The organism is Kosakonia quasisacchari (genome assembly GCF_004331415.1).
In the GTDB taxonomy this organism is placed as follows: domain Bacteria; phylum Pseudomonadota; class Gammaproteobacteria; order Enterobacterales; family Enterobacteriaceae; genus Kosakonia; species Kosakonia quasisacchari.
On record NZ_SJOP01000026.1, the window covers coordinates 20712 to 41086 of the forward strand.

General features: G+C 55.8%; 22 protein-coding genes and 1 pseudogene. 6 read left to right on the plus strand and 17 right to left on the minus strand.

Going from position 1 to position 20375, the window contains the following annotated elements:
• The 6 genes from arnC to arnF are packed head-to-tail and all read left to right on the plus strand — an operon-like array spanning nucleotide 1 to nucleotide 6270.
• Nucleotides 1-984 carry an undecaprenyl-phosphate 4-deoxy-4-formamido-L-arabinose transferase gene (arnC, locus tag E0L21_RS21610; protein WP_131413207.1) on the plus strand — a complete coding sequence of 328 codons (984 nt, stop codon included), beginning with the start codon at nucleotides 1-3 and terminating at the stop codon, nucleotides 982-984.
• Nucleotides 981-2960: a bifunctional UDP-4-amino-4-deoxy-L-arabinose formyltransferase/UDP-glucuronic acid oxidase ArnA gene (gene arnA / locus E0L21_RS21615; protein ID WP_131413124.1), complete on the plus strand. Its 1980-nt coding sequence runs from the start codon at nucleotides 981-983 to the stop codon at nucleotides 2958-2960. Before arnC ends, arnA begins: the two co-directional genes overlap by 4 nt.
• Before the next feature lie 2 nt (nucleotides 2961-2962).
• Entirely contained in the window at nucleotides 2963-3865 is a 903-nt protein-coding gene (gene arnD, locus E0L21_RS21620; protein ID WP_131413126.1) for a 4-deoxy-4-formamido-L-arabinose-phosphoundecaprenol deformylase, read from the plus strand.
• A complete protein-coding gene (gene arnT, locus E0L21_RS21625) occupies nucleotides 3862-5520 on the plus strand; it encodes a lipid IV(A) 4-amino-4-deoxy-L-arabinosyltransferase (RefSeq protein WP_131413128.1) in 1659 nt (552 codons plus the stop codon). Before arnD ends, arnT begins: the two co-directional genes overlap by 4 nt.
• A 13-nt stretch (nucleotides 5521-5533) precedes the next feature.
• Complete coding sequence (arnE, locus tag E0L21_RS21630; RefSeq protein WP_131413130.1) at nucleotides 5534-5872, plus strand: 4-amino-4-deoxy-L-arabinose-phosphoundecaprenol flippase subunit ArnE; 339 nt, start codon at nucleotides 5534-5536, stop codon at nucleotides 5870-5872.
• Nucleotides 5869-6270: a 4-amino-4-deoxy-L-arabinose-phosphoundecaprenol flippase subunit ArnF gene (arnF, locus tag E0L21_RS21635; RefSeq protein ID WP_131413132.1), complete on the plus strand. Its 402-nt coding sequence runs from the start codon at nucleotides 5869-5871 to the stop codon at nucleotides 6268-6270. The genes arnE and arnF overlap by 4 nt, the downstream gene beginning before the upstream one ends.
• Here the strand turns inward: arnF and acpT are convergent.
• The 17 genes and pseudogenes from acpT to E0L21_RS21720 form a co-directional block, all read right to left on the minus strand.
• Nucleotides 6224-6811: a 4'-phosphopantetheinyl transferase AcpT gene (gene acpT / locus E0L21_RS21640; protein ID WP_131413134.1), complete on the minus strand. Its 588-nt coding sequence runs from the start codon at nucleotides 6809-6811 to the stop codon at nucleotides 6224-6226. The two genes, arnF and acpT, sit on opposite strands and share 47 nt — an antisense overlap.
• Nucleotides 6812-6813: 2 nt before the next feature.
• Nucleotides 6814-8043: a beta-ketoacyl-ACP synthase gene (locus E0L21_RS21645; RefSeq protein ID WP_131413136.1), complete on the minus strand. Its 1230-nt coding sequence runs from the start codon at nucleotides 8041-8043 to the stop codon at nucleotides 6814-6816.
• Nucleotides 8040-8771: a 3-ketoacyl-ACP reductase FabG2 gene (locus E0L21_RS21650; protein WP_131413138.1), complete on the minus strand. Its 732-nt coding sequence runs from the start codon at nucleotides 8769-8771 to the stop codon at nucleotides 8040-8042. Before E0L21_RS21650 ends, E0L21_RS21645 begins: the two co-directional genes overlap by 4 nt.
• Entirely contained in the window at nucleotides 8768-9244 is a 477-nt protein-coding gene (locus E0L21_RS21655; protein ID WP_131413140.1) for an ApeP family dehydratase, read from the minus strand. The genes E0L21_RS21650 and E0L21_RS21655 overlap by 4 nt, the downstream gene beginning before the upstream one ends.
• Nucleotides 9241-10410: a beta-ketoacyl-[acyl-carrier-protein] synthase family protein gene (locus tag E0L21_RS21660; RefSeq protein ID WP_131413142.1), complete on the minus strand. Its 1170-nt coding sequence runs from the start codon at nucleotides 10408-10410 to the stop codon at nucleotides 9241-9243. The genes E0L21_RS21655 and E0L21_RS21660 overlap by 4 nt, the downstream gene beginning before the upstream one ends.
• 1 nt (nucleotide 10411) lies before the next feature.
• Entirely contained in the window at nucleotides 10412-10996 is a 585-nt protein-coding gene (locus tag E0L21_RS21665) for a DUF3261 domain-containing protein (RefSeq protein ID WP_131413144.1), read from the minus strand.
• Complete coding sequence (locus tag E0L21_RS21670; protein ID WP_131413146.1) at nucleotides 10993-13314, minus strand: MMPL family transporter; 2322 nt, start codon at nucleotides 13312-13314, stop codon at nucleotides 10993-10995. The genes E0L21_RS21665 and E0L21_RS21670 overlap by 4 nt, the downstream gene beginning before the upstream one ends.
• Nucleotides 13283-13888: an outer membrane lipoprotein carrier protein LolA gene (locus tag E0L21_RS21675; protein WP_131413148.1), complete on the minus strand. Its 606-nt coding sequence runs from the start codon at nucleotides 13886-13888 to the stop codon at nucleotides 13283-13285. The genes E0L21_RS21670 and E0L21_RS21675 overlap by 32 nt, the downstream gene beginning before the upstream one ends.
• Nucleotides 13885-14307, minus strand: coding sequence for an acyl-CoA thioesterase (locus tag E0L21_RS21680; RefSeq protein WP_131413150.1), 423 nt, complete (start codon nucleotides 14305-14307; stop codon nucleotides 13885-13887). Before E0L21_RS21680 ends, E0L21_RS21675 begins: the two co-directional genes overlap by 4 nt.
• 3 nt (nucleotides 14308-14310) lie before the next feature.
• Entirely contained in the window at nucleotides 14311-16014 is a 1704-nt protein-coding gene (locus E0L21_RS21685) for a glycosyltransferase family 2 protein (protein ID WP_131413152.1), read from the minus strand.
• On the minus strand, nucleotides 16005-16358 hold the full coding sequence (locus E0L21_RS21690; RefSeq protein ID WP_131413154.1) for an ApeI family dehydratase: 354 nt from the start codon (nucleotides 16356-16358) through the stop codon (nucleotides 16005-16007). Before E0L21_RS21690 ends, E0L21_RS21685 begins: the two co-directional genes overlap by 10 nt.
• Nucleotides 16345-17703 carry a class I adenylate-forming enzyme family protein gene (locus E0L21_RS21695; protein ID WP_131413156.1) on the minus strand — a complete coding sequence of 453 codons (1359 nt, stop codon included), beginning with the start codon at nucleotides 17701-17703 and terminating at the stop codon, nucleotides 16345-16347. The genes E0L21_RS21690 and E0L21_RS21695 overlap by 14 nt, the downstream gene beginning before the upstream one ends.
• A complete protein-coding gene (locus E0L21_RS21700) occupies nucleotides 17700-18260 on the minus strand; it encodes a COG4648 family protein (RefSeq protein ID WP_131413209.1) in 561 nt (186 codons plus the stop codon). Before E0L21_RS21700 ends, E0L21_RS21695 begins: the two co-directional genes overlap by 4 nt.
• A gap of 27 nt (nucleotides 18261-18287) precedes the next feature.
• Nucleotides 18288-18539 (minus strand): acyl carrier protein, encoded by a 252-nt coding sequence (locus E0L21_RS21705; protein ID WP_131413158.1) that lies wholly within the window; start codon nucleotides 18537-18539, stop codon nucleotides 18288-18290.
• 13 nt (nucleotides 18540-18552) lie between these two features.
• Nucleotides 18553-18810 (minus strand): phosphopantetheine-binding protein, encoded by a 258-nt coding sequence (locus E0L21_RS21710; RefSeq protein WP_131413160.1) that lies wholly within the window; start codon nucleotides 18808-18810, stop codon nucleotides 18553-18555.
• Nucleotides 18791-19611 (minus strand): annotated as a pseudogene (locus E0L21_RS21715) (lysophospholipid acyltransferase family protein). Before E0L21_RS21715 ends, E0L21_RS21710 begins: the two are co-directional and overlap by 20 nt.
• Nucleotides 19590-20312, minus strand: coding sequence for a beta-ketoacyl synthase chain length factor (locus tag E0L21_RS21720; protein WP_131413162.1), 723 nt, complete (start codon nucleotides 20310-20312; stop codon nucleotides 19590-19592). The pseudogene E0L21_RS21715 and the gene E0L21_RS21720 overlap by 22 nt, the downstream one beginning before the upstream one ends.
• Between the last annotated feature and the right edge of the window lie 63 nt (nucleotides 20313-20375).

Genomic DNA, 20375 nt, shown 5'->3' on the forward strand with positions numbered 1-20375 from the left:
ATGTTTAATTTACCGCCTGTAGAAAAAGTTTCTGTGGTGATCCCGGTCTATAACGAGCAAGAGAGTTTGCCGGAGTTGATTCGCCGTACCACGGAAAGCTGCGACGTGCTGGGCATTGATTACGAAATTTTGCTGGTGGATGACGGCAGTAGCGATAACTCCGCGCTGATGTTAAGTGAAGCGGCAGAACAACCCGGCAGCCATGTTGTCGCGGTGCTGTTGAACCGCAACTACGGCCAGCACTCGGCGATTATGGCCGGTTTTAGCCATGTCACCGGTGATTTGATCATCACGCTGGACGCCGATTTGCAAAACCCACCGGAGGAGATCCCGCGCCTGGTGGCGAAAGCCAATGAGGGTTATGACGTGGTGGGCACGGTGCGGCAAAACCGCCAGGACAGCCTGTTTCGTAAAATGGCCTCACGTACTATCAACCGCCTGATTCAGCGCACCACCGGTAAAGCGATGGGGGATTATGGCTGCATGTTGCGCGCCTATCGCCGCCATATTGTCGATGCCATGTTGCACTGCCATGAGCGCAGCACTTTTATCCCGATCCTCGCGAACACCTTTGCTCGCCGCGCGGTGGAGATCCCCGTGCAGCATGCGGAGCGCGAGTTTGGCGATTCCAAATACAGCTTTATGCGCCTGATTAACCTGATGTACGACCTGGTGACCTGCCTGACCACCACGCCGCTGCGCTTGCTCAGCGTGTTTGGCAGCGTGATTGCGCTGCTGGGCTTTTCGCTCGCCGTGCTGTTGGTGGTGCTGCGTCTGGCGTTTGGCCCGCAGTGGGCGGGGGAAGGGGTGTTTATGCTCTTCGCCATTCTCTTCACCTTTATCGGCGCTCAGTTTATCGGCATGGGGCTGCTTGGGGAGTATATCGGGCGCATCTATAACGATGTTCGCGCGCGTCCCCGTTACTTTATTCAACGTGTTGTTCGTCAGGAAAATGACGTTTCGCAAGAGGAAAAAAATCAATGAAAGCCGTTGTCTTTGCTTACCACGATATGGGATGTGTTGGTACACAGGCGTTACTGGATGCAGGTTTCGAGATTGCGGCGATTTTCACCCATCCCGACAGTGCCAATGAAAACCACTTTTTCGGCTCGGTGGCGCGTATTGCCGCTGAGCGCGGTATCCCGGTTTATGCGCCGGAAGATGTCAACCACCCACTGTGGGTCGATCGTATTCGCGATCTGAACGCGGATGTCATTTTCTCTTTCTATTACCGCAACTTACTGTGCGACAACATTCTTAATACCGCGCGGATCGGTGCCTTTAACCTGCACGGCTCGCTGCTGCCTGCCTACCGTGGTCGTGCGCCGCTGAACTGGGTGCTGGTGAACGGCGAAAGCGAAACCGGCGTCACGCTGCACCGCATGGTTTCCCGCGCGGATGCGGGCGCGATTGTCGCGCAACAACGCGTCGCCATTGCTGAGAACGATGAAGCGCTGTCTCTGCATCGCAAATTAGCGGATGCGGCGAAGAGCATGCTGCAAGGCGTACTGCCAGCCATTAAAACGCAATCCTTTAGCGAAACGGCGCAGGACGACAGCAAAGCCAGCTACTATGGTCGTCGCACGCCGGAAGATGGCCGTCTGGACTGGGAAAAACCTGCTCAAACGCTGCAAAATCTGGTGCGCGCGGTTTCTGACCCGTGGCCGGGTGCGTACAGCTTTGCCGGTACGCATAAATTTATCGTCTGGAAATCCCGCGTTCGTACCGATGTGGCTCCGGCTCGCGCGGGCACGGTGCTCTCTGTTTCGCCGCTGCTGGTGGCCTGCGGTGATGGCGCGCTGGAGATCCTCACCGGGCAGATGGAAAATGGTGTGTACATGCAGGGCGCACAACTGGCGCAGTCGCTTGGCCTGGTTGCCGGAGCGTTACTCACCAGCAAACCGGTAGTGGCGGTAAAACGCCGTACGCGCGTGTTGATCCTCGGTGTGAACGGTTTTATCGGTAACCATTTGACCGAACGCCTGCTGCGTGACGATAACTACGAGATTTTCGGTCTGGATATTGGATCGGATGCGATCAGCCGTTTCCTCGACAATCCGCGTTTCCACTTTGTTGAAGGCGATATCAGCATTCACTCTGAGTGGATCGAATACCACATTAAAAAATGTGACGTGGTGCTGCCGCTGGTGGCGATTGCCACACCTATCGAATACACCCGTAACCCGCTGCGCGTGTTCGAGCTGGATTTCGAAGAGAACCTGAAAATCATCCGTGACTGCGTGAAGTACAACAAACGCATCATTTTCCCGTCGACGTCGGAAGTGTACGGCATGTGCACCGACAACAATTTCGACGAAGACAACTCGAATCTGGTCGTTGGACCTATCAACAAACAGCGCTGGATTTACTCGGTATCAAAACAGTTGCTCGACCGCGTGATCTGGGCATATGGCGATAAGCACGGCCTGAAGTTCACTCTGTTCCGTCCATTTAACTGGATGGGGCCGCGCCTGGATAACCTGAACGCTGCGCGTATCGGTAGCTCACGCGCCATCACCCAGTTGATCCTTAACCTGGTGGAAGGTTCGCCGATCAAGCTGATCGAAGGCGGCAAACAGAAACGCTGCTTTACCGATATCAGCGATGGTATTGAAGCGCTGTTCCGCATTATCGAAAACAAAGACGGGCGTTGCGACGGGCAGATCATCAACATCGGTAACCCGGATAACGAAGCGAGCATTAAAGAGCTGGCAGAGATGCTGCTGGCCAGCTTTGAAAAACACCCGCTGCGCGACCGCTTCCCGCCGTTCGCCGGTTTCCGTGAAGTGGAAAGCAGCAGCTACTACGGCAAAGGCTACCAGGATGTGGAACACCGCAAACCGAGCATCCGTAACGCCAAGCGCTGCCTGCACTGGGAACCGACCGTGGATATGCGCCAGACCATTGACGAAACGCTGGATTTCTTCCTGCGTACCGTTGAACTGACGGATGAGAAATAAGCATGAAATACGTCGGCTTACGTATTGATGTCGATACCTTTCGCGGCACGCGTGATGGGGTTCCGCGCCTGCTGGAACTACTGAAAAAGCACAATATTCAGGCGAGCTTTTTCTTTAGCGTCGGGCCGGACAACATGGGGCGCCACATCTGGCGTCTGCTTAAGCCGAAATTTCTGTGGAAGATGCTGCGCTCGCGCGCGGCATCGCTCTACGGCTGGGATATTTTACTGGCGGGCACTGCGTGGCCCGGCAGGCTTATCGGCGAAGGCAACGCGGAGGTCATCCGCAAAACCGCGCAGGCGCATGAAGTTGGGCTGCATGCCTGGGATCACCACGGCTGGCAACGCTGGAGCGGCGTGTGGGATCAGGCGCATCTCGAAGCGGAAATTGAGCGCGGATTGCTGGCACTGGAACTGATTATTGGCCGGTCTGTGAGCTGTTCCGCCGTGGCGGGTTGGCGCGCCGATCAGCGAGTGGTGAAAGCCAAATCGAATTTTAATTTCCGTTATAACAGCGACTGCCGCGGTACTCAGCCGTTTCGCCCGCTCATCGCAGAGAACACCTATGCGGCGCCGCAAATCCCGGTAACGCTGCCCACCTGGGATGAAGCCGTTGGCATTTCGGTGGCGGCGGAACACTACAACCGTTTCATCCTCGACGCGATGCAGCGGGATAACGGCACGCCGGTTTATACCATCCACGCAGAGGTGGAAGGCATTATCGGCGCGGAAGGTTTCGATGAACTGCTGAGCATGGCGGCGCGCGAAGGTATCGCTTTTTGTCCGCTGAGCCAGTTGTTACCGGAATCGTTAGAGACGCTACCGGCAGGCAAAGTGGTACGCGGAGAAGTGGCTGGCCGGGAAGGCTGGCTGGGTTGCCAACAACTGTTGAGTCCTGGGTTATGAAATCCATTCACTATGGTCTGGCGCTGGTTGCGCTGTTCGCCCTCTACTATGTTGTTCCACTGGAATATCGTCTGCTCTGGCAGCCGGATGAAACCCGCTATGCGGAGATCAGCCGCGAAATGCTCACCAGCGGCGACTGGATTGTGCCGCATTTCCTTGGCCTGCGTTATTTTGAAAAACCAATAGCCGGTTATTGGATCAATAGTATTGCGCAGTGGCTGTTTGGCCATAATAACGTCTCCGTGCGCCTGGGCTCTGTTTTCTCCATCACCGTGTCGGCGCTGTTAGTGGGCGCACTGGCGTGGAAAATGTGGCGCGACAAACGTACTGCCGTGCTCTCGGCGGTGATCTTCCTGACGGCGTTTCTGGTGTATGGCATTAGCACTTATGCTGTGCTGGACCCGATGATCACGCTGTGGATGACGCTGGCGATGCTCAGCTTCTGGCTGGCTGCGCAGGCGACGACGCTGCGGAGTAAGTTTGGCGGCTATGTCCTGCTTGGCGTGGCGTGCGGCATGGGCGTGATGACCAAAGGTTTTCTCGCGCTGGCGGTGCCGGTGATTGGCGTACTGCCGTGGGTGATTGTTCACAAACGCTGGAAAGAGGTGCTGCTCTGGGGTTGGCTGGCCGTTCTCTGCTGCGTACTGACGGTGCTGCCGTGGGGACTGGCGATTGCGTCGCGCGAACCCGATTTCTGGCGCTACTTCTTCTGGGTTGAACATATCCAACGTTTTGCGCAGCAGGACGCACAACACAAAGCGCCGTTCTGGTATTACATACCGTTCCTGATTTTAGGTTCTTTGCCGTGGCTGGCGCTACTGCCCGGTGCGCTGAAAACGGGCTGGCTGGCGCGTAAAGAGGGCATGCGGGAAGCGTTTTATCTGCTGGGTTGGGTCGTAATGCCGTTGCTGTTTTTCAGCATCGCCAAAGGGAAATTGCCGACTTACATTCTGCCCTGTTTCGCGCCGCTGGCGATGTTGATGGCGCGTTATGCCATGCAAATGGCTCAAACCAATGGGCGCGTACTGCGCGTCAATGCGTGGATCAATATCGGTTTTGGTCTGGTTGGCGTGATTGCCGCGCTTGTGGTGTCGCCTTTGGGTTTCCTGAAACATCCGGTATGGACGCAGATTGAGATCTACAAAGCAGCGCTGGCGGCGTTTGCTTTCCTGGCGTGGGCGCTGGTTGGGATGTTTACCTTGCGTGCCAGTGCCGAACGTTGGTCATACGCCGCGCTGTGTCCGTTGGCGATTGCGCTGTTGGTGGGGATCGTTATCCCGGACAAGGTGATGGATTCCAAGCAGCCGCAATTTTTGATCAACTTTGTTAACGAGCCGCTGACGCCGAGCCGCTACGTGCTGGCCGATAACGTTGGTGTTGCCGCAGGCCTGGCCTGGGAGCTGAAACGCTCAGATATCATGCTGTTCGGCACGCGCGGTGAGTTAACGTACGGTATGTCGTATCCTGACGGCGAAGGGCGGTTTGTGCGCGAAGACGATTTCACCGACTGGCTGTCACAACATCGTCAGGAAGGGGTTATTTCACTGGTGCTGCACCAGTCGAAAAAGGATGACTTTACTCGCATGCCGATACCGAAACCGGACAACGTTTATGTACAAGGGCGTATGGTCTTTATCCAGTATTTTCCACAATGATGAGTAAGCCGCGATGACAAGCTGGCTCTGGCTCGCGCTGGCAAGCCTGCTCAGTTGCGTAGGCCAGTTGTGCCAGAAGCAGGCGACGCGTCCGGTGCCGATGGCCCAGCGGAGTAAGCATCTCGGCCTGTGGCTGGGGCTCGCGCTGATGGCACTCGGCGCGGGCATGGCGCTGTGGCTGCTGGTATTGCAGCGCATTCCTGTTGGCGTGGCATACCCGATGTTGAGCCTTAATTTTGTCTGGGTGACGCTGGCGGCACGTTTTCTCTGGCGTGAGCCAGTGAGCCTTCGCCATGCGTTCGGTGTGGCGCTGATTATCATTGGCATTGTGTTGCTGGGGAGCTCGCTATGAAGGGGCTGCACTGGGCATTACTCAGTGTGTTGCTGGTAAGCGGCGCACAACTGATGTTGCGCTATGCGATGGTGTCGCTGCCACCGGTGACATTCTCGTGGTCTTTTGTCTCGGTGCTGTTGCAACCGCAAAAAGGCACGCTAGCGCTGATGTTTGGTCTGTTTGGGTATCTGGCATCAATGGGCTGCTGGTATTTTGCCCTGCACCATTTGCCGCTGAGTAAGGCGTATGCCTTGCTGAGCCTGAGCTACATTCTGGTGTGGGCGGCGGCCATCTGGCTTCCCGGATGGCACGAACCGTTTTCCCTACGCGGCGCTTTGGGTGTGCTGGTCATTGTGGCGGGCGTGCTGGTTATTTTTCTTCCCCGACGATCTCGATCTGGTCGGCAGCGAGAGTAAAAGGCGTGGGAGTGCAGACCGCGAGACTTAGCCCCGTACAGTGAGAATGGCTAAGGTGTAGATTGAGAGGGTTGCAACTGTCTATGCTGACGATCTCCCAGGCGCTGCCGCCATGCTGTTTGATAATGGCCTCTTTACGTGTCCAGATGCGCCAGAACGCGTCCAGTTGCTGCGCGGGATGCTCCTGCTCGATTTCACGGTGTTCCGCCTGGCTAAACACCGCATTCGCCAGGCTACGCCAGTTACTACGCGGGCGTATCACTTCGATATCGCAGCCGACTTCGCCTTCATCGCTCACCAGCAAAGCAATATGATCGCCGCTGTGGCTCAGGCTAAACCATAACGGCAGATTGCCAGCAAGCGCGGGCTTACCCTGCTCTCCATAAACTATCTCCGGCAACGGGGAGAGCACGCGGTTAAGCAAAAGCCGCCCGGCAAGCCAGCTATTATGACGAGCGCCGGATGGCGCCGCTGATTTTAGCTCAGTTGGGATCTCCTGCGCGCACAACCCAGTAATAGTAGCCAGTAAAACACGATACATTGTTACGCCCAGCGTTTGATGATGATTGAAGTATTTATTCCGCCAAACGCAAAGTTATTGCTTTGCAGGAATTCACAATCAATATGTCTTGCTTCACCGCGGATATAATCCAGTTCGCCGCAATTTTCATCCGGTGTCGTCAGGTTTAGCGTAGGCGCAAACCAGCCTTCGCGCATCATTTGCAGGCTCATCCACGCTTCAAGTGCGCCACATGCGCCAAGCGTATGACCGAAGTAGCTTTTTAATGAGGAGATGGGCACCGTATTACCGAAGATGGCAGCGGTTGCCTGGCTTTCTGCAATATCACCCCGATCGGTGGCTGTGCCGTGTGCGGATATGTAGCCGATATCCTGCGGGCTGAGCCCAGCGATGTTAAGTGCCTGCTCCATACAAATTTGCATCGTCTCACGCTGGGGCTGAGTGATATGCGCGGCATCGCAGTTGGTGGCAAACCCGACAATCTCGCCATAAATGGTGGCACCGCGCGCTTTTGCATGTTCCAGCTCTTCCAGAATCAGCGTTCCTGCGCCTTCACCAATTACCAGACCATCACGGCGGGCATCAAATGGAGACGGTGTGGTTTTCGGCTCATCATTGCGTTGGCTGGTGGCGAAAAGCGTATCAAAAACGGCAGCTTCCGATGGACATAACTCTTCCGCACCACCCGCGACCATCACATCCTGATAACCGTGCCGAATGGCTTCCCAGGCGTAGCCTATCGCTTGGCTACCTGAAGTACAGGCGCTGGATGTAGGGATCACCCGACCACGCAACCCGAAAAACAGGCCGGTGTTAACCGCGGTGGTGTGCGGCATCATCTGCACATAGGTGGTGCCAGTGATGTTATTGGTGTGTTTTTCGGTCAGCATGGTCGCAAATTCGCTTACCGGACCAGTGCTGCCGGTCGACGAACCATACGCAATGCCGGTTCGGCCCTGGGTGAGTACCGGATCATCGATTAACCCGGCCTGCTCCAGCGCCAGTTCGCTGGCTCTGGTGGAGAGCAACGAGACGCGTCCCATCGCGCGGATGCGTTTGCGGGTGTAGTTTTCCGGCAGTACAAAATCATCAATAGGCGCGCCCAGCAGGGTATGCAGTCCATCATAAATTTGCCATTCCGGCATTTTCCGTACGGCATTCTCATAAGCCAGTAACCGCTTCGCAACTTCCTGCCAGTTTTGACCAAAGGCGGTAACGCCGCCCATACCGGTAATGACTACGCGACGCGTCATAGCATGCCTCCGTTAATCGAAATGACCTGGCGGGTAACATAACCCGCAATATTGGACATTAAATAGCTGGCGAGCCCGGCTACCTCTTGGGTTTGACCCATCCGTTTCATCGGGATCAGGGACATCGCTTCTTTCAGCGCCGCCTCTTCCATCTCAATCATGCCGGTGTCAATCAGGCCCGGAGCTATGCAATTCACGGTGATTTTGCGTTTCGCCAGTTCGATAGCCAGCGCTTTCGTCGCACCTATGATACCCGCTTTAGCTGCGCTGTAGTTGACCTGGCCACGGTTGCCCATCACGCCGGAGACTGACGAAAGCGTAATGATGCGCCCGCCATTGCGGGCGGCAATCATGGGCATAATGCAGGGTTGGATCACATTGTAAAAGCTGTCGAGGTTGGTATGGATGACCGCATCCCAGTCTTCTTCGCTCAGCGCCGGGAAGGCTGCGTCGCGTGCAATCCCGGCATTGCTGACCACGCCGTACCAGGCGCCGTGGCGGACAATTTCGCTCTCTAGCACCTCACGACATTGCTCGCGGTTACCAACATCGAAACTGAGCAGCCGTCCGCTTCCCCCAGCCTGTTCAATCGCGTGCAGCGTTTGCAGCGCGCCTTGCTCATCGCGATGGTAATGCACGCCGATCGTAAAACCGTCTGCGGCAAGTTGTTGGGCGATGGCGCGGCCGATGCCTTTGCTGGCACCAGTGACCAATACGGAACGATTCATGCCGTTTTTCCTTGAATAAAAAGTGACGTTAACTCTTCCTTTGTCGGCTGGAAGGTGTTGACCCTGCCCGAAGCCAGTGTGTTGGCCTGGGTCTTAATGGTACAGTCGAAGCTGCCGAAACGTTCATCCTGCATCAGGAGTCTGACGTGGATATCAAGCACGGAATTCGCTGGCAGCGAATTCGCCACACAGGTTAATTCTCTGGCACCCAACACCATACCGAGGGCAATACTTCCCTCACCGCGTTGCTGGCGATGCCAGCCCGACCAGACACCAATACTTTGCGCCATCAGTTCGAGCGCATACCAGCCAGGCAAGTGACCTTCGGCATCAATAAACGGTGCAAGGACACCTTGCTTGTCGACGGTCACGCGGCAGTGGGCGCAATCGTCTCCGACAGCGATGACCTCTTTCAGCAGGATCATCGGTGCCTCGTGAGGTAAATAGGCACCGGGCGCAAGGTAATGGCTCATGACACTCTCCCCAGCAAAATGCTGGCGTTGTTTCCGCCAAAGGCGAAGGAGTTCGATAAAATCACTGGGCGTGAAAGCGGCTGGGGGTCGCTTAGCAGGCCACACTCCGGCAAGGTTGTATCCTTCGGCGAATGACTGAAATCCTGAGGCGGCAAGGGAAGATCGCGCAGCAGAATCAGCGCGCTTAGTGCCGCTTCGGTGATGCCTGCCGCGCCGAGAGTGTGACCGGTCAAATGTTTAGTCGAGCTACAGGGAATACTGTCACCAAACAGCGTATGTACGACTTGCGATTCAATTTGATCGTTAAGGATCGTAGCGGTACCGTGCAAATTGATATAACCAACGTCGTCTGGTGTCAGGCCCGCTTGGGCGAGCGCCATATTTATTGCGCGAATCGCGCCTTCGCCTTGAGGATGCGGTGCGGAAATATGCCAGGCGTCGCTGGATTCCCCGCAGCCTAACAGCGCCAGCGGCTGCGGTTCCCGGGTCAGAACCATCAGCGCGGCGGCCTCACCAATAGTGATGCCGCAACGGTCGCGACCAAACGGCTGACATAATGTCGGCGAGAAGGATTCAAGACTATTAAAGCCGTTGATCGGCATCTGGCTGAGTGTATCTGCGCCGCCAACGATGGCGACATCCGCGAGCCCCGCGTTAATCAGGCGCTGACCATTAATGATCGCTCTGGCGCTGGATGAACACGCGGTAGAAACCGTAAATGCCGGGCCGTCGAGGGCCAGCCAGTGGCTTAAAAAACGCGACGGATCTCCTAGCTCCTGTTGCGAATAGCGCCATTCGAGGCTCTCTTCGCCGTTATGCAGGTAATGAACGTGTTTACCCCCTTCCTCCAGGCCTGATGTGCTGGTGCCCAAAACGACGGCAACGCGATCTCGTCCATAGTGGGAAATCGCCTCATTCACTGTCTGCTGGATCTGTTCCAGCGCGACCAGCAAAAGCTGGTTGTTACGGCTGCGATGCGCCTGCCACACCTCGGGCATCAGTGGAAGTTCTGCATCCACGCCGCCGAGCATGACTTCAGCATCGCCCTGTAACCAGCCTTTTCGGCTGATCATGCCCGGGGCGACGCCACGGCACAGATTGGCAGCGATTTCATCGCAGGTGTTGCCCAGCGCGTTAATCATGCCAATCGCGGAAATGTAGATCATCTCAGTCACCCAGATATTGAATGGTGATGTGGTATTTAAAGACGTGCTGCTCAATGCTAATCGGCTCGCGTTTGCCTTTGCGCTGCAGGTAGGTGATTTCCGTCACCAGCTTCCCGCGCGCATTGCGAAGCTCGCGTTTGTCGCCTGTGTCGGTGAGCGTCCAGCCTTTCGGTAACTGCGGCTGCCAGACGGCGACAGGCCAGTGGCTGATCATTACATCGGCCAATACCTGGCTTGCCGGTGGCAACTGCGGTACGACGATAGATTGCTCAGTATGAATACCGTTTTCGTCATAGGTGACGAGGAACAGGCGAATCCCCACGGACGAGAGCCCGGCGAGCGTGATTTTTTTCTCGTCGGCGGTCATCATCACCAGCAGCGACTGTGTTTGCCCATTAAAACTGCCGGTGAGTAGCTGCTGGGAATTGACCGCCGGGCTAATACCCGGCGCCGGTAACGTCACGCGCGTGCCGGGTTCCAGCCATGCTTGCGGGCGGGTGCTATCGGAGGAGTGCGTGGTGTGACTGCATCCGGTGAGCAGTAGGGCAGTGGCCAGCGCCATGCCAGTCCAGAGGGTGCGGTTCATCGTTTTCTCTCTTTTTTACCCGGCATTGCGAGCGGTGAAAGTAAAAAGGCGGTAAAAATGCCGCTTACCAGCACGATGCCAAAACAGCTAATCGCCTGGGTATCGCTGAATACCAGCATGCCCAACGTGAGGAGCGTTGTAACCATCGCCAGCGAGATCGCCAGCAGCGAGGTGAGTGGTGTGCCGCGTGGGTTACTGAAAAACAGCGTGTAGTTAATGCCAATCCCTAGCACCAGCACCAGCGCCAGCAGGGAGAAGAGGTTGACCGAATGACCGCTTAGCGACAATGCTGCCAGCCCGCAACCGAGTGACAACACTGAAGGGACAAGGCTGATAAGCCCCTTTTTCCAGCCGAGACGAAGCACGGCACCCGCCGCGATCACCGCCAGCGCAACACACAACAGGCCGGTTAACACCAGACGATAGAGCGCGAAAAGGCTGTCGAAAGCGCTTTTTCGATCCACCCAGACAATACCCGGTTGCGCCAGTGCCAGCGCACTTAACGCTGCGCTATCTTTTACGCCATCAACGGGCACCAGCACGCCGCTTTGCCCGTCTGGTATGGTCAGCCACAGTAAGCGCCAGCCTTCACTGGCAGGGTTGGCAAGCCATGCATCAACCGTGACCGTCATTGGGCTGAGATCGGGGGTAACCGCCTGCAAACCGGCACTTTGTAAGGTTTTAGCCACGGTGGGCGCGGCATTTTTTAGTAACGTCAGATCCTGCTGCTGGCGTGAGACCGAGTTGATCGGCACATAACGAAAACCCGAAATTGCGCCGTTCTCGCGCGCTTGTTCCAGACGTGGAATAAACGCTTCCAGACGTTCCAGTGTCTGCTGGGGATTTTCGCCATACACCACAAACCATTTCTGATCGACACTCTGTCCGGTGAGAGCAGTGATGGCTTTTTCCTGCGCAAGGATGTTCTGCGGTAATGCCTGTAACTGGCTGATATCGTCATTGATGCGTAGCGTTGACAGCCCGGCAAGAGAGACTACCGCCATTAGCAGTGGCAACCCCACCGACAGTTTTTTATTGCGCCGCCAGGCTGCCAGCCAGCGCAGTAACAGCACCATCGCAGGCACGGGACGCACCGGTAAACCACGGCACAGCCAGGGGTGCCAGAAGACGACAGTCAGGCAAGAGGCGCTGAGCCCGGTGGCGGCGAAAATCGCCATCTGACGAATTCCGGGGAAGGGTGCGAGCATCATGATCAGATACGCCACGACGGTTGTCGCCAGTGCCATCAACAGCGCATTTCGTACCTTTGCCAGGCTTTGCCATGGCGATGACTCTGCGCCATGCACCATACGTTCGGTGAGATAGTAAAGTGTATAGTCCGCAGAGATCCCGATGATGCTCATGCTCATCACCAGCGTCATCAGGTGCAACTCGCCGAAGACCAGCAGCGTCACTACCGTACCGGCCAGCGCGCCAACGGCGATTGAAAGCAGGCATAACAGCAGTGGGCGCAAGGAGCGGAACACGGCAACAATCAACAGCATGACGCCGACGATAGTTGCGATCCCCAACGTTGAAATGTCGCGCTTTGCCTGCTGGCTGGCGTAGTCGCTATAGAATACCGTGCCGCGTGATAGCAATTGCGCCTGTGGAAACTGCTTCTTGAACTGTGTTTCCAGCGAGCCGAGCGTGGCGACAAACTGGTGTGTTTGCTGCATATCGAAGGAGGAGCCTGCCAGCTCGCCGTGGAGCAGATACCAGTAGTTGCCGTCGTTGTCCTGGGTGACTAACCACCCATCCATCAACCGCAGTCGCTGCGTATTTTGCGCCATCGCCAATTGTGCGCCGCGCATCAACATTAGCGGATCGTTTTGCAGCTCTTTACCCGATACGCCGGAAAAGGCCGAGTAAAGCTGAGTCAGCACCCATTGTGCCTGCGCTTCGCCGCCGTTTTGCAGACGCGCGCGTGTTGCGCTATCAAGCAGAGCGTTACGGTGCTGCCAGAAAAATGCGCCCCACGCTTGCTGACTCTTTGTATCCATCGCGCCTTTCAGGTGATTAACCGCCTGCGATTGACCTAACAGCGTCAGCCAGTATTGCGCCACCTCGGGATTGGCCTGTTTACCAGGGCTGACCAACCAGACGAGTTGCTTATCGAGGCGTTGCATAAAGCCGTCATTCAATGCCGCAGGCAGCGCGCCCATGGTCTGTGCCGGGAGCATCGCCAGTACGCTGCTGTTCATTCGCGCTTTGGGAAGCAGCACGAGCAGCATACCCAGCATCACCAGGCATACTGCGCCCCACAGTAGCGCCGGGCGCGGGGAATTAGTGTGTCGTAAAACGTTGGCGTTCGTCATCAGTCAGCGTCGTGGGCGTGAGTCGGTGTTGAGAAAAAGCGATATCGGTGAGATCGCCCTGTTTATCATTCAGGCGGATGCTGTCGAGATAGTGATCTCCGGCCAGGTCGATGGAGGTGAATATTTTATCCAGCGGCGTGGTGATTGGGGTCAACTTCAGGGTCCAGCGGCCTTTTCCTGCATCGTTAAAGTCAATGCGGAAGTTCTGTTCCAGCACGGCGCGATCGGCCTGAAACAGTGCGCGCAGAAGATGGTTAAACTGGAACATTTGCGGGTTGTTTTGCGCAGTGATCACCTGGGGTGGCTGACCGTTAATGATTTGCACCATCCGCGAGTCATCAAGCATTAGCATCATTGGGAAAGGCGCGGTCTGATCCCACAACAATCCCTGCTCACGGGCGATAAGCATTTCGCCCTGCGATCGCAGTGGCTGCGGCAGGTCTTTAATGGTGCGAGTCTGGGTGAAATGTGCACGTACCACCGGTTGTTGGGTGAAGCGCTGCTGTAATTCCTCCAACGTCACCGCATTGACGAAGGGGGCGAACAGTAGGACCAGCAGAGGCCAATATTTCATGGTGTGACCCCCATACGTTCAAACAGAATGGCTGGGCTGACGAAGCACATCTCCCGGCTTTTCTCCTCTACCGCCACCTGAATGGTGTACCCGGTGGTGGTACGTTTGCCGCTGGCAGCGTCGATGATTTCATACGCGATTTTCAGCCGGTTTTCGAACTCTTCGATTCGGGCGCGTACGCGGAAGTGCTGTTCAAATATCAGTACATCGCGGTATTTCACCCGCGTATCCACGACCGGCCACAAATAACCCGACGTTTTCATCTGGCGGTAGCCGTAATCAAACTGATTCAGTAGCGCCTCACGCGCTATCTCAAAGTAGCGAAAATAGTTGCCGTGCCAGACAACGCCCATCATATCGACGTCGTGAAAGGGAACGCTTAGCGCAACCTCGGCTGTAAAACGGGGATCGTTTAACACCTGTTACTCCTTATCCGTGGCTTGCGGTGCGTGGTCAGGCAACCGCCAGAAATCAAAAAAGTTAAACCAGTCGAGTGGTGATTGCAGTGCGTAGTGTTCAAGGCGTGCAGCGTAGTTGTCGACAGCCGCTTGCAGCGATGCTTGTCGGTTTGCGCGAGGCATGGGCAGCGGATCGGCAAAATGTTCGCAATGCAGGCGCAATTTGCCGTTTTGACGCAAGGCAAACATTAACAGCACCGGGCAGCGCAGCGCCGCTGCCAGAATAAATGGCCCTTGCGGGAAGGGGGCGGCGTGGCCCATAAACGTGCTCCAGCACACCCGCCAGTCGCCGCCGCGCTGTGGGTTAACCGCAATACGATCGCCGACAATGGCCACCCATTCGCCCCGATCGAGCTTATCTTTCAGCAGCATGGCGGTATCCGGGCCAATATGTGTTACCGGGATAAGGTGTACTCCGGCTTCGGGAGCCATCTCTTGCATGATCTGTTTAAAACGCTGTGCATTTTCATGAAACACCAGCGCATTGATCACTTTGCTGTTATGTAATTGCGCCAGCGCGCGGCAGGCTTCAACATCGCCAAGATGTGATGCCAGCAAGAGCTTGCCGTTGTTATCGTCCAGCCCCATCGCGACTTCAGCGCCGGGTGCGAATTCAACGTCATGGCCTAACTGGAGTTCGCCGCGCCAGCCTGCCACTTTATCCAGCATGGCTTCGGCAAAACGCAGAAAGTGGCGATAGCTACTGAGCTTTGCTGGTGACGGCAGTCCGCGCAGCGCCTGGCTGGTGCGCACACGCGCCAGCCAGAGCTGAGATGCCCGCCGCGCGTTACCGGCGCTAAGCCAGTAGACGGCGACAACAGGATAGAGCAGCAGCGAGAATGCTCGGCGTCCAAGCACTCTCCAGACCAGTAACATAAAGCGCATACCCCATAATCCCTTCCTCTCGTGCTGCTGCGCCCAGTGCGTATCAGCGCGGCGAAACAGCAGGGAAGGAATGCGCGGCAGCATGCCGAAGAATAAGCGGGTATGCATCAGCGAGATGCGAACATTGTCTTTCAGCGCATCAAAGTGAGAAAGACCGTCCTGCGGATACGTTACGCGTGTCGGGACAAAGTAGCTGGGAGTTCCCTGCCAGTAGAGGCGAACCATCACTTCTGTGTCGAAATCCATACGCTTACCCAGCGTGACACGTTCAGCAAGCCGTAGCGTGGAGGTGATGGGGTAGACGCGAAAACCGCACATGCTGTCTTTCAGTTGCAAAGACAATGTTTCTATCCACACCCATACGTGAGTGACCCAGCGGCCATATCGCCGCGAACGGGGAATGGAGTCATCATAAACAGGCTGGCCTGAAATCAGCGCCTGCGGATGTTGCCTCGCCAGATCCAGTAATTTGGGAATATCTTCGATGGCATGCTGCCCGTCAGCATCGACCTGCACGGCGTGCGTAAAACCCGCGCGGGAGGCATTTTGCAAACCCTCGATCACCGCCTCGCCTTTACCGACGTTTTGCGTAAGCCGCGTCAGGGTAAGTGTTTCATTTCCTGCGGCCAGTGTTTCCAGCACCCGGCGCGTTGCCTCATCACTGCCATCATCAACGATAAAACAATGCAGGCCTGTCGGTTGCAGGCGTTCAACCACGCGCGGCATCATTGCGCCGTGGTTATAGCAAGGAATGACCACGCAAGGATTAAAGGTTACTGACATAGGCGAATTTTCCCGCTGCTACAGGTATGGCGTTCTTCGCCCTCATGGCGCAGGTAGCTGAAATTCAGTTGCTGCTTCTGTTCCTGCCAGTCGAGTTGCAACGTAACTCTGTTTCCCGGCAGCAATGGGGCCTGGAATTTAACGTTTTGAATGCTGTGGAAGCGGTAGCCGGGGACGAGTATTAACGTGGCGTAATGCATCACCCAGTCAAGCTGCGCTACGCCCGGCAACAACGGCTGAACCGCGAAATGTCCGCGGAACCAGAACAGGTCCGTCTCCAGTTGGATATCGATTTCAGCGTGTGTCGGTGACACCAGACGGTGTGCAATTTCATGAGGTTTCATGAAAAAACTCCTGTAGTTGAGCATAAACACGCTTGTTCATACTGTTGACGGGGATTTCTTCCAGGATGCGCCAGTAACGCGGCACCGCCACTGGCTCCAGCCAGGGAATTAGCGCTCTTCGCCAGGCAAGCTCCATTGCTTTGTTGTCACAATTAAGCCACTGACGGCGTGCCTCTTCTTCCAGCACCAACAGCACGCCGACCCCCTGGCGCCCGCCACGGGAGACAGGGAGAGCCGCCGCATCCCGAATGCCCTCCAGCGCCAGCACGCGTTTTTCAATTTCGCTGAGCGAGATGCGCTTCTCCTCGATTTTAACGACGCGGCCCCGACGCCCGGCGATGTGGAATGTCCCGCCGTTATCGAAGATCAGGTTATCATCAAGCAACAGGCCTTCCGGTTCAGGAATAATCGGCGAATATGCGCGAAATGCGCCACCTTCCGGCACTATCGAAACCCCCGGAAAAGGTTTCCACGGGATGCTATCTTGCTGGCGATGCCGCCAGGCCAGAATGCCTGTTTCGGTACTGCCGTATATTTCATCCGGTTGAACACCGCACCAGGCGGCGGTTCCCTGTACATCTGACCACGGCAGCATACCGCCAGCCGAGAGAATGATTGCCATCGGCGGCGGTGTGAGCCGGGGATCAAGGCGTTTTAGGAAAGCGGGACTGCTGATAAACGCATAGTGATGATGGCTTTCCAGCGCAGCCAGTTGCTCTGCGTAATAGAGCATTGCAGCATGAAGTGGCAGCCCAAGCGACATTGGCAGAAAGATGCGGAAGGTTAGCCCGTATAAATGTTGCGGCACGACCGAAGCTACGACGCGACAGCCCGCCAGTTGGTCACTAAAACGCGCGGCGAGAAGCGTTGCTTCGCGATCGAGACAGGCGATCGGTTTGACAACCCGGCGCGGCTGCCCGGTCGAACCGGAGGTAAACAGTTCGATAAACGCCCCTTCGCGAAGGGGCGGAAACACGGGATCTTTCGCGGCGCGTGGCGCGCTCGCCTTTACTACACAATGTGGGCCTTCCCAGCATAAGGGCTGATCGCTGAGTACTCCTTGAAAGAGCGTTTTTTGCTCGGCCAGCAATGTTTCTCGGCAGTGTCCTGGAATAACGGGTGTTTTCCCGGCATGCAGCGTGGCCAGCAGCGCAACGATAAAAAGATAGCTGTTTTCAAAGCACAGCGCCCAGCGTTCATCGTCCTGCGTCTGTAGCCATGCCATAAGCTGAGCGACATCGCTGCGCAGGTCTTCCAGCGTCCACGTCCGAACGCCAAGCCAGGCGATGGGAGTATCATTGGCCCGCGAATGGCTTAGCCAGTCGGCGAAAGGAAGGGTTTTCATTGCATCTCTCGTTTTATCAGCTGGCGGCGTATCAGCCATTCACCTGCCATTAACAAACCCATCAGCAGGTAGGAGATCATGCCATTCCAGAGCGTCCACAGACGCATATCGCCATACAGCGCTGTAAATAGCGCGATCCCGCCATTCAATACGAAAAAAACACACCAGATTTGCGTCACGCGGCGGGTATAGCGTACGGCTTCCTTAGGAAGATCGGGGGTGCGCAGGCGAGCCAGACGCTCAACCAGCGGCATTGCGCTCCACAGTGAACTGCCAAATACCAGTAACATGATGAAACTGACGGCGACCGGGTAATAGAGCAGGAGTTGATGCGTTTTCAACAGCCAGCTTGCCGCGCACAGCGCGATACCGGTCAGGGCAACGCTGCGCGTGACAAAGCGCATCGGCGCAAGCCCCTGACGGGCTCGCCGCAAACGGAAAAGCAACATGACGGCCATCAAAGGGAGCAGCCAGTGCAGAATGTTATGCGCAAGGCCGAACCCGATCACAAAAGGCCAACAGAGCATCAATAACGCGGCGAGCAGTTTCAGGCCCATTTCCAGGCGAGGTCCGTACACGGTGGCTTATTCTTCCCGCAGCAGATGCTCTACCGCATCGACAACATCCTGTACGGTGCGCACTGCTTTAAACTCTTCTGGTTTGATTTTCTTACCGGTCTTTTTCTGAAGATGCACAATCATGTCGACAGCATCAATGCTGTCGAGCTCCAGATCTTCGTACAGGCGAGATTCGGGAGTAATATCCTGCGGATCGATTTCAAAAAGTTTGATAAGAAGAGCGGAAACTTCCTGATAAATTTCGTTTTTCTCGGTCATAGCGTATCCGTTTTTATGCGCGTTGGGCCTGAATAAAAGATGCCAGCGTGGCGACAGAATAGAAATGCTGGCGCATCTCTTCGCTTTCCGCTGAAAGCACCACCGCGTATTGATTTTTGATCGCCAGACCAAGTTCGAGCGCATCGATAGAATCCAGCCCCAACCCATCCCCGAAGAGTGCACTCTCGGTTTCGATGTCGTCGGCGCTGAGTTCATCCAGATTCAAAGTGCTGATAATAAGATTTTTAATTTCAAGATAGAGCTGTTGCATCATCCGTTCCTAAAAAGGTGCAAAACCTGATGTTAATTGATGCAGAAGATGCCGGTTGAGCTGTCTTGCCGCCAGTGCCGGTTCTTGCGATTCCGCATCATAAAATTGTTTTATCGCCACGCGCTCCCGCACCTTAACGGTAAAGAGAGGCTTGCATGGTGGGACGTCATACCATCGGCTGTGTTTGTCCAGCAGATGTTCACTACAGTGGATAACCACGATGCGTAAATCACAACCGCAGCGCACGGCAATATTCGCCGCGCCGCGTTGCAGTGTCATTTTTTCGCCGGGACGCGTACGCGTTCCTTCCGGGAAAATTAAAATAGTTTCGCCGTGCCGAAGGCGCTCTTCACAGGCGGAGAGCAGCGTATCCGCCTGGCTGTTGATCAAATAATCTGCCGCTCTAATCACCCCGCTAACGAAGGGGTTATTGAGCAGGGCGCCTTTGACCAGACAGTCTGTTTCGGGCATCACAGAGGCCAGCAGAACGTAATCGATCAAGGTGGGATGATTGGCAATGACCAGGCAACCGCGCTCGCCGCGCAGCGCGTCAATCCCTTCAATTCGGTAATCCAGCGCGCCAGTCAACTTTGCGGTGTTTAAAAACAGGCGAAAGCTGGCAGCAATGCTGCAGCGCGCCAACATGCGTCGCTTTGCTTTGTTACGTACCACGAGGATCAGCAGGTTAAACCACACCAGTGACAGCAACAAACCACCAATGCCGAACAGTGCAAAACACAACCCAGTCATGAGTAAACGCCATAGCCAGTTAATGCGGCTCATGCACGGCTCCAGCGCCAGTTGAGACGCTCGCCGGCAATGCTGAATTCAGACTCATTAAGCAGATAATGCTGCAAAAACTGCATACTTTGCGGCAAATGGGGTTCACCGTTCCATATCGCGGATTCGCTGACGCACTGTAAGGTATCGCCCGCTTCGATAACGAGCGCAACCGCATAGGCCCAGGTGGGCATATCCGGGTGCAATCTTGGGTGATAAAACGCCGGAAGCGTGCCGTCGAAATCCACCATCAATACGCGTTTATAGCCCGCCTGTAAGAAACAGATCGCTTCACACAGCCCTTGCTGAAATGTATCGAGCCCGGCTGAAACAGAGGAGGATGCAATCGGCTGTTGCATGGCGATAGTGAGGTTACCCACCGCGGAGTTATGCACCGACATAGCAAAATCGGTAGGGGATATATCCTGGTCTGCCGCCAGCGCCTGAAGAATGCGATAGTTGCGTTCCAGTTCACCATGACGGCTGCTAAACACAACGGCATCCACCGTATGCTGGCGCATCAGCGTTATGCCACATTCAACAGCCAGTCGGCTGCCTGAACTGAGGCGACGCGCGGTCATCATCGGCAGCGCGGCGAGTTTCGCCTGCGCAAGTGCAGGATCAATAGCGCCACTACCCAGCGACCATTGCTGCCACTGTGTCGTTTCGCTCAGACCTGGCGCTCTGGCCAACCAATCCGTAATGTTTAGTGCAAATTTCATCAACGCGTATCCGCGAAAAACGGTTTTTCCAATGATGCCGGTAAGGCATCATGGCGGCACAGT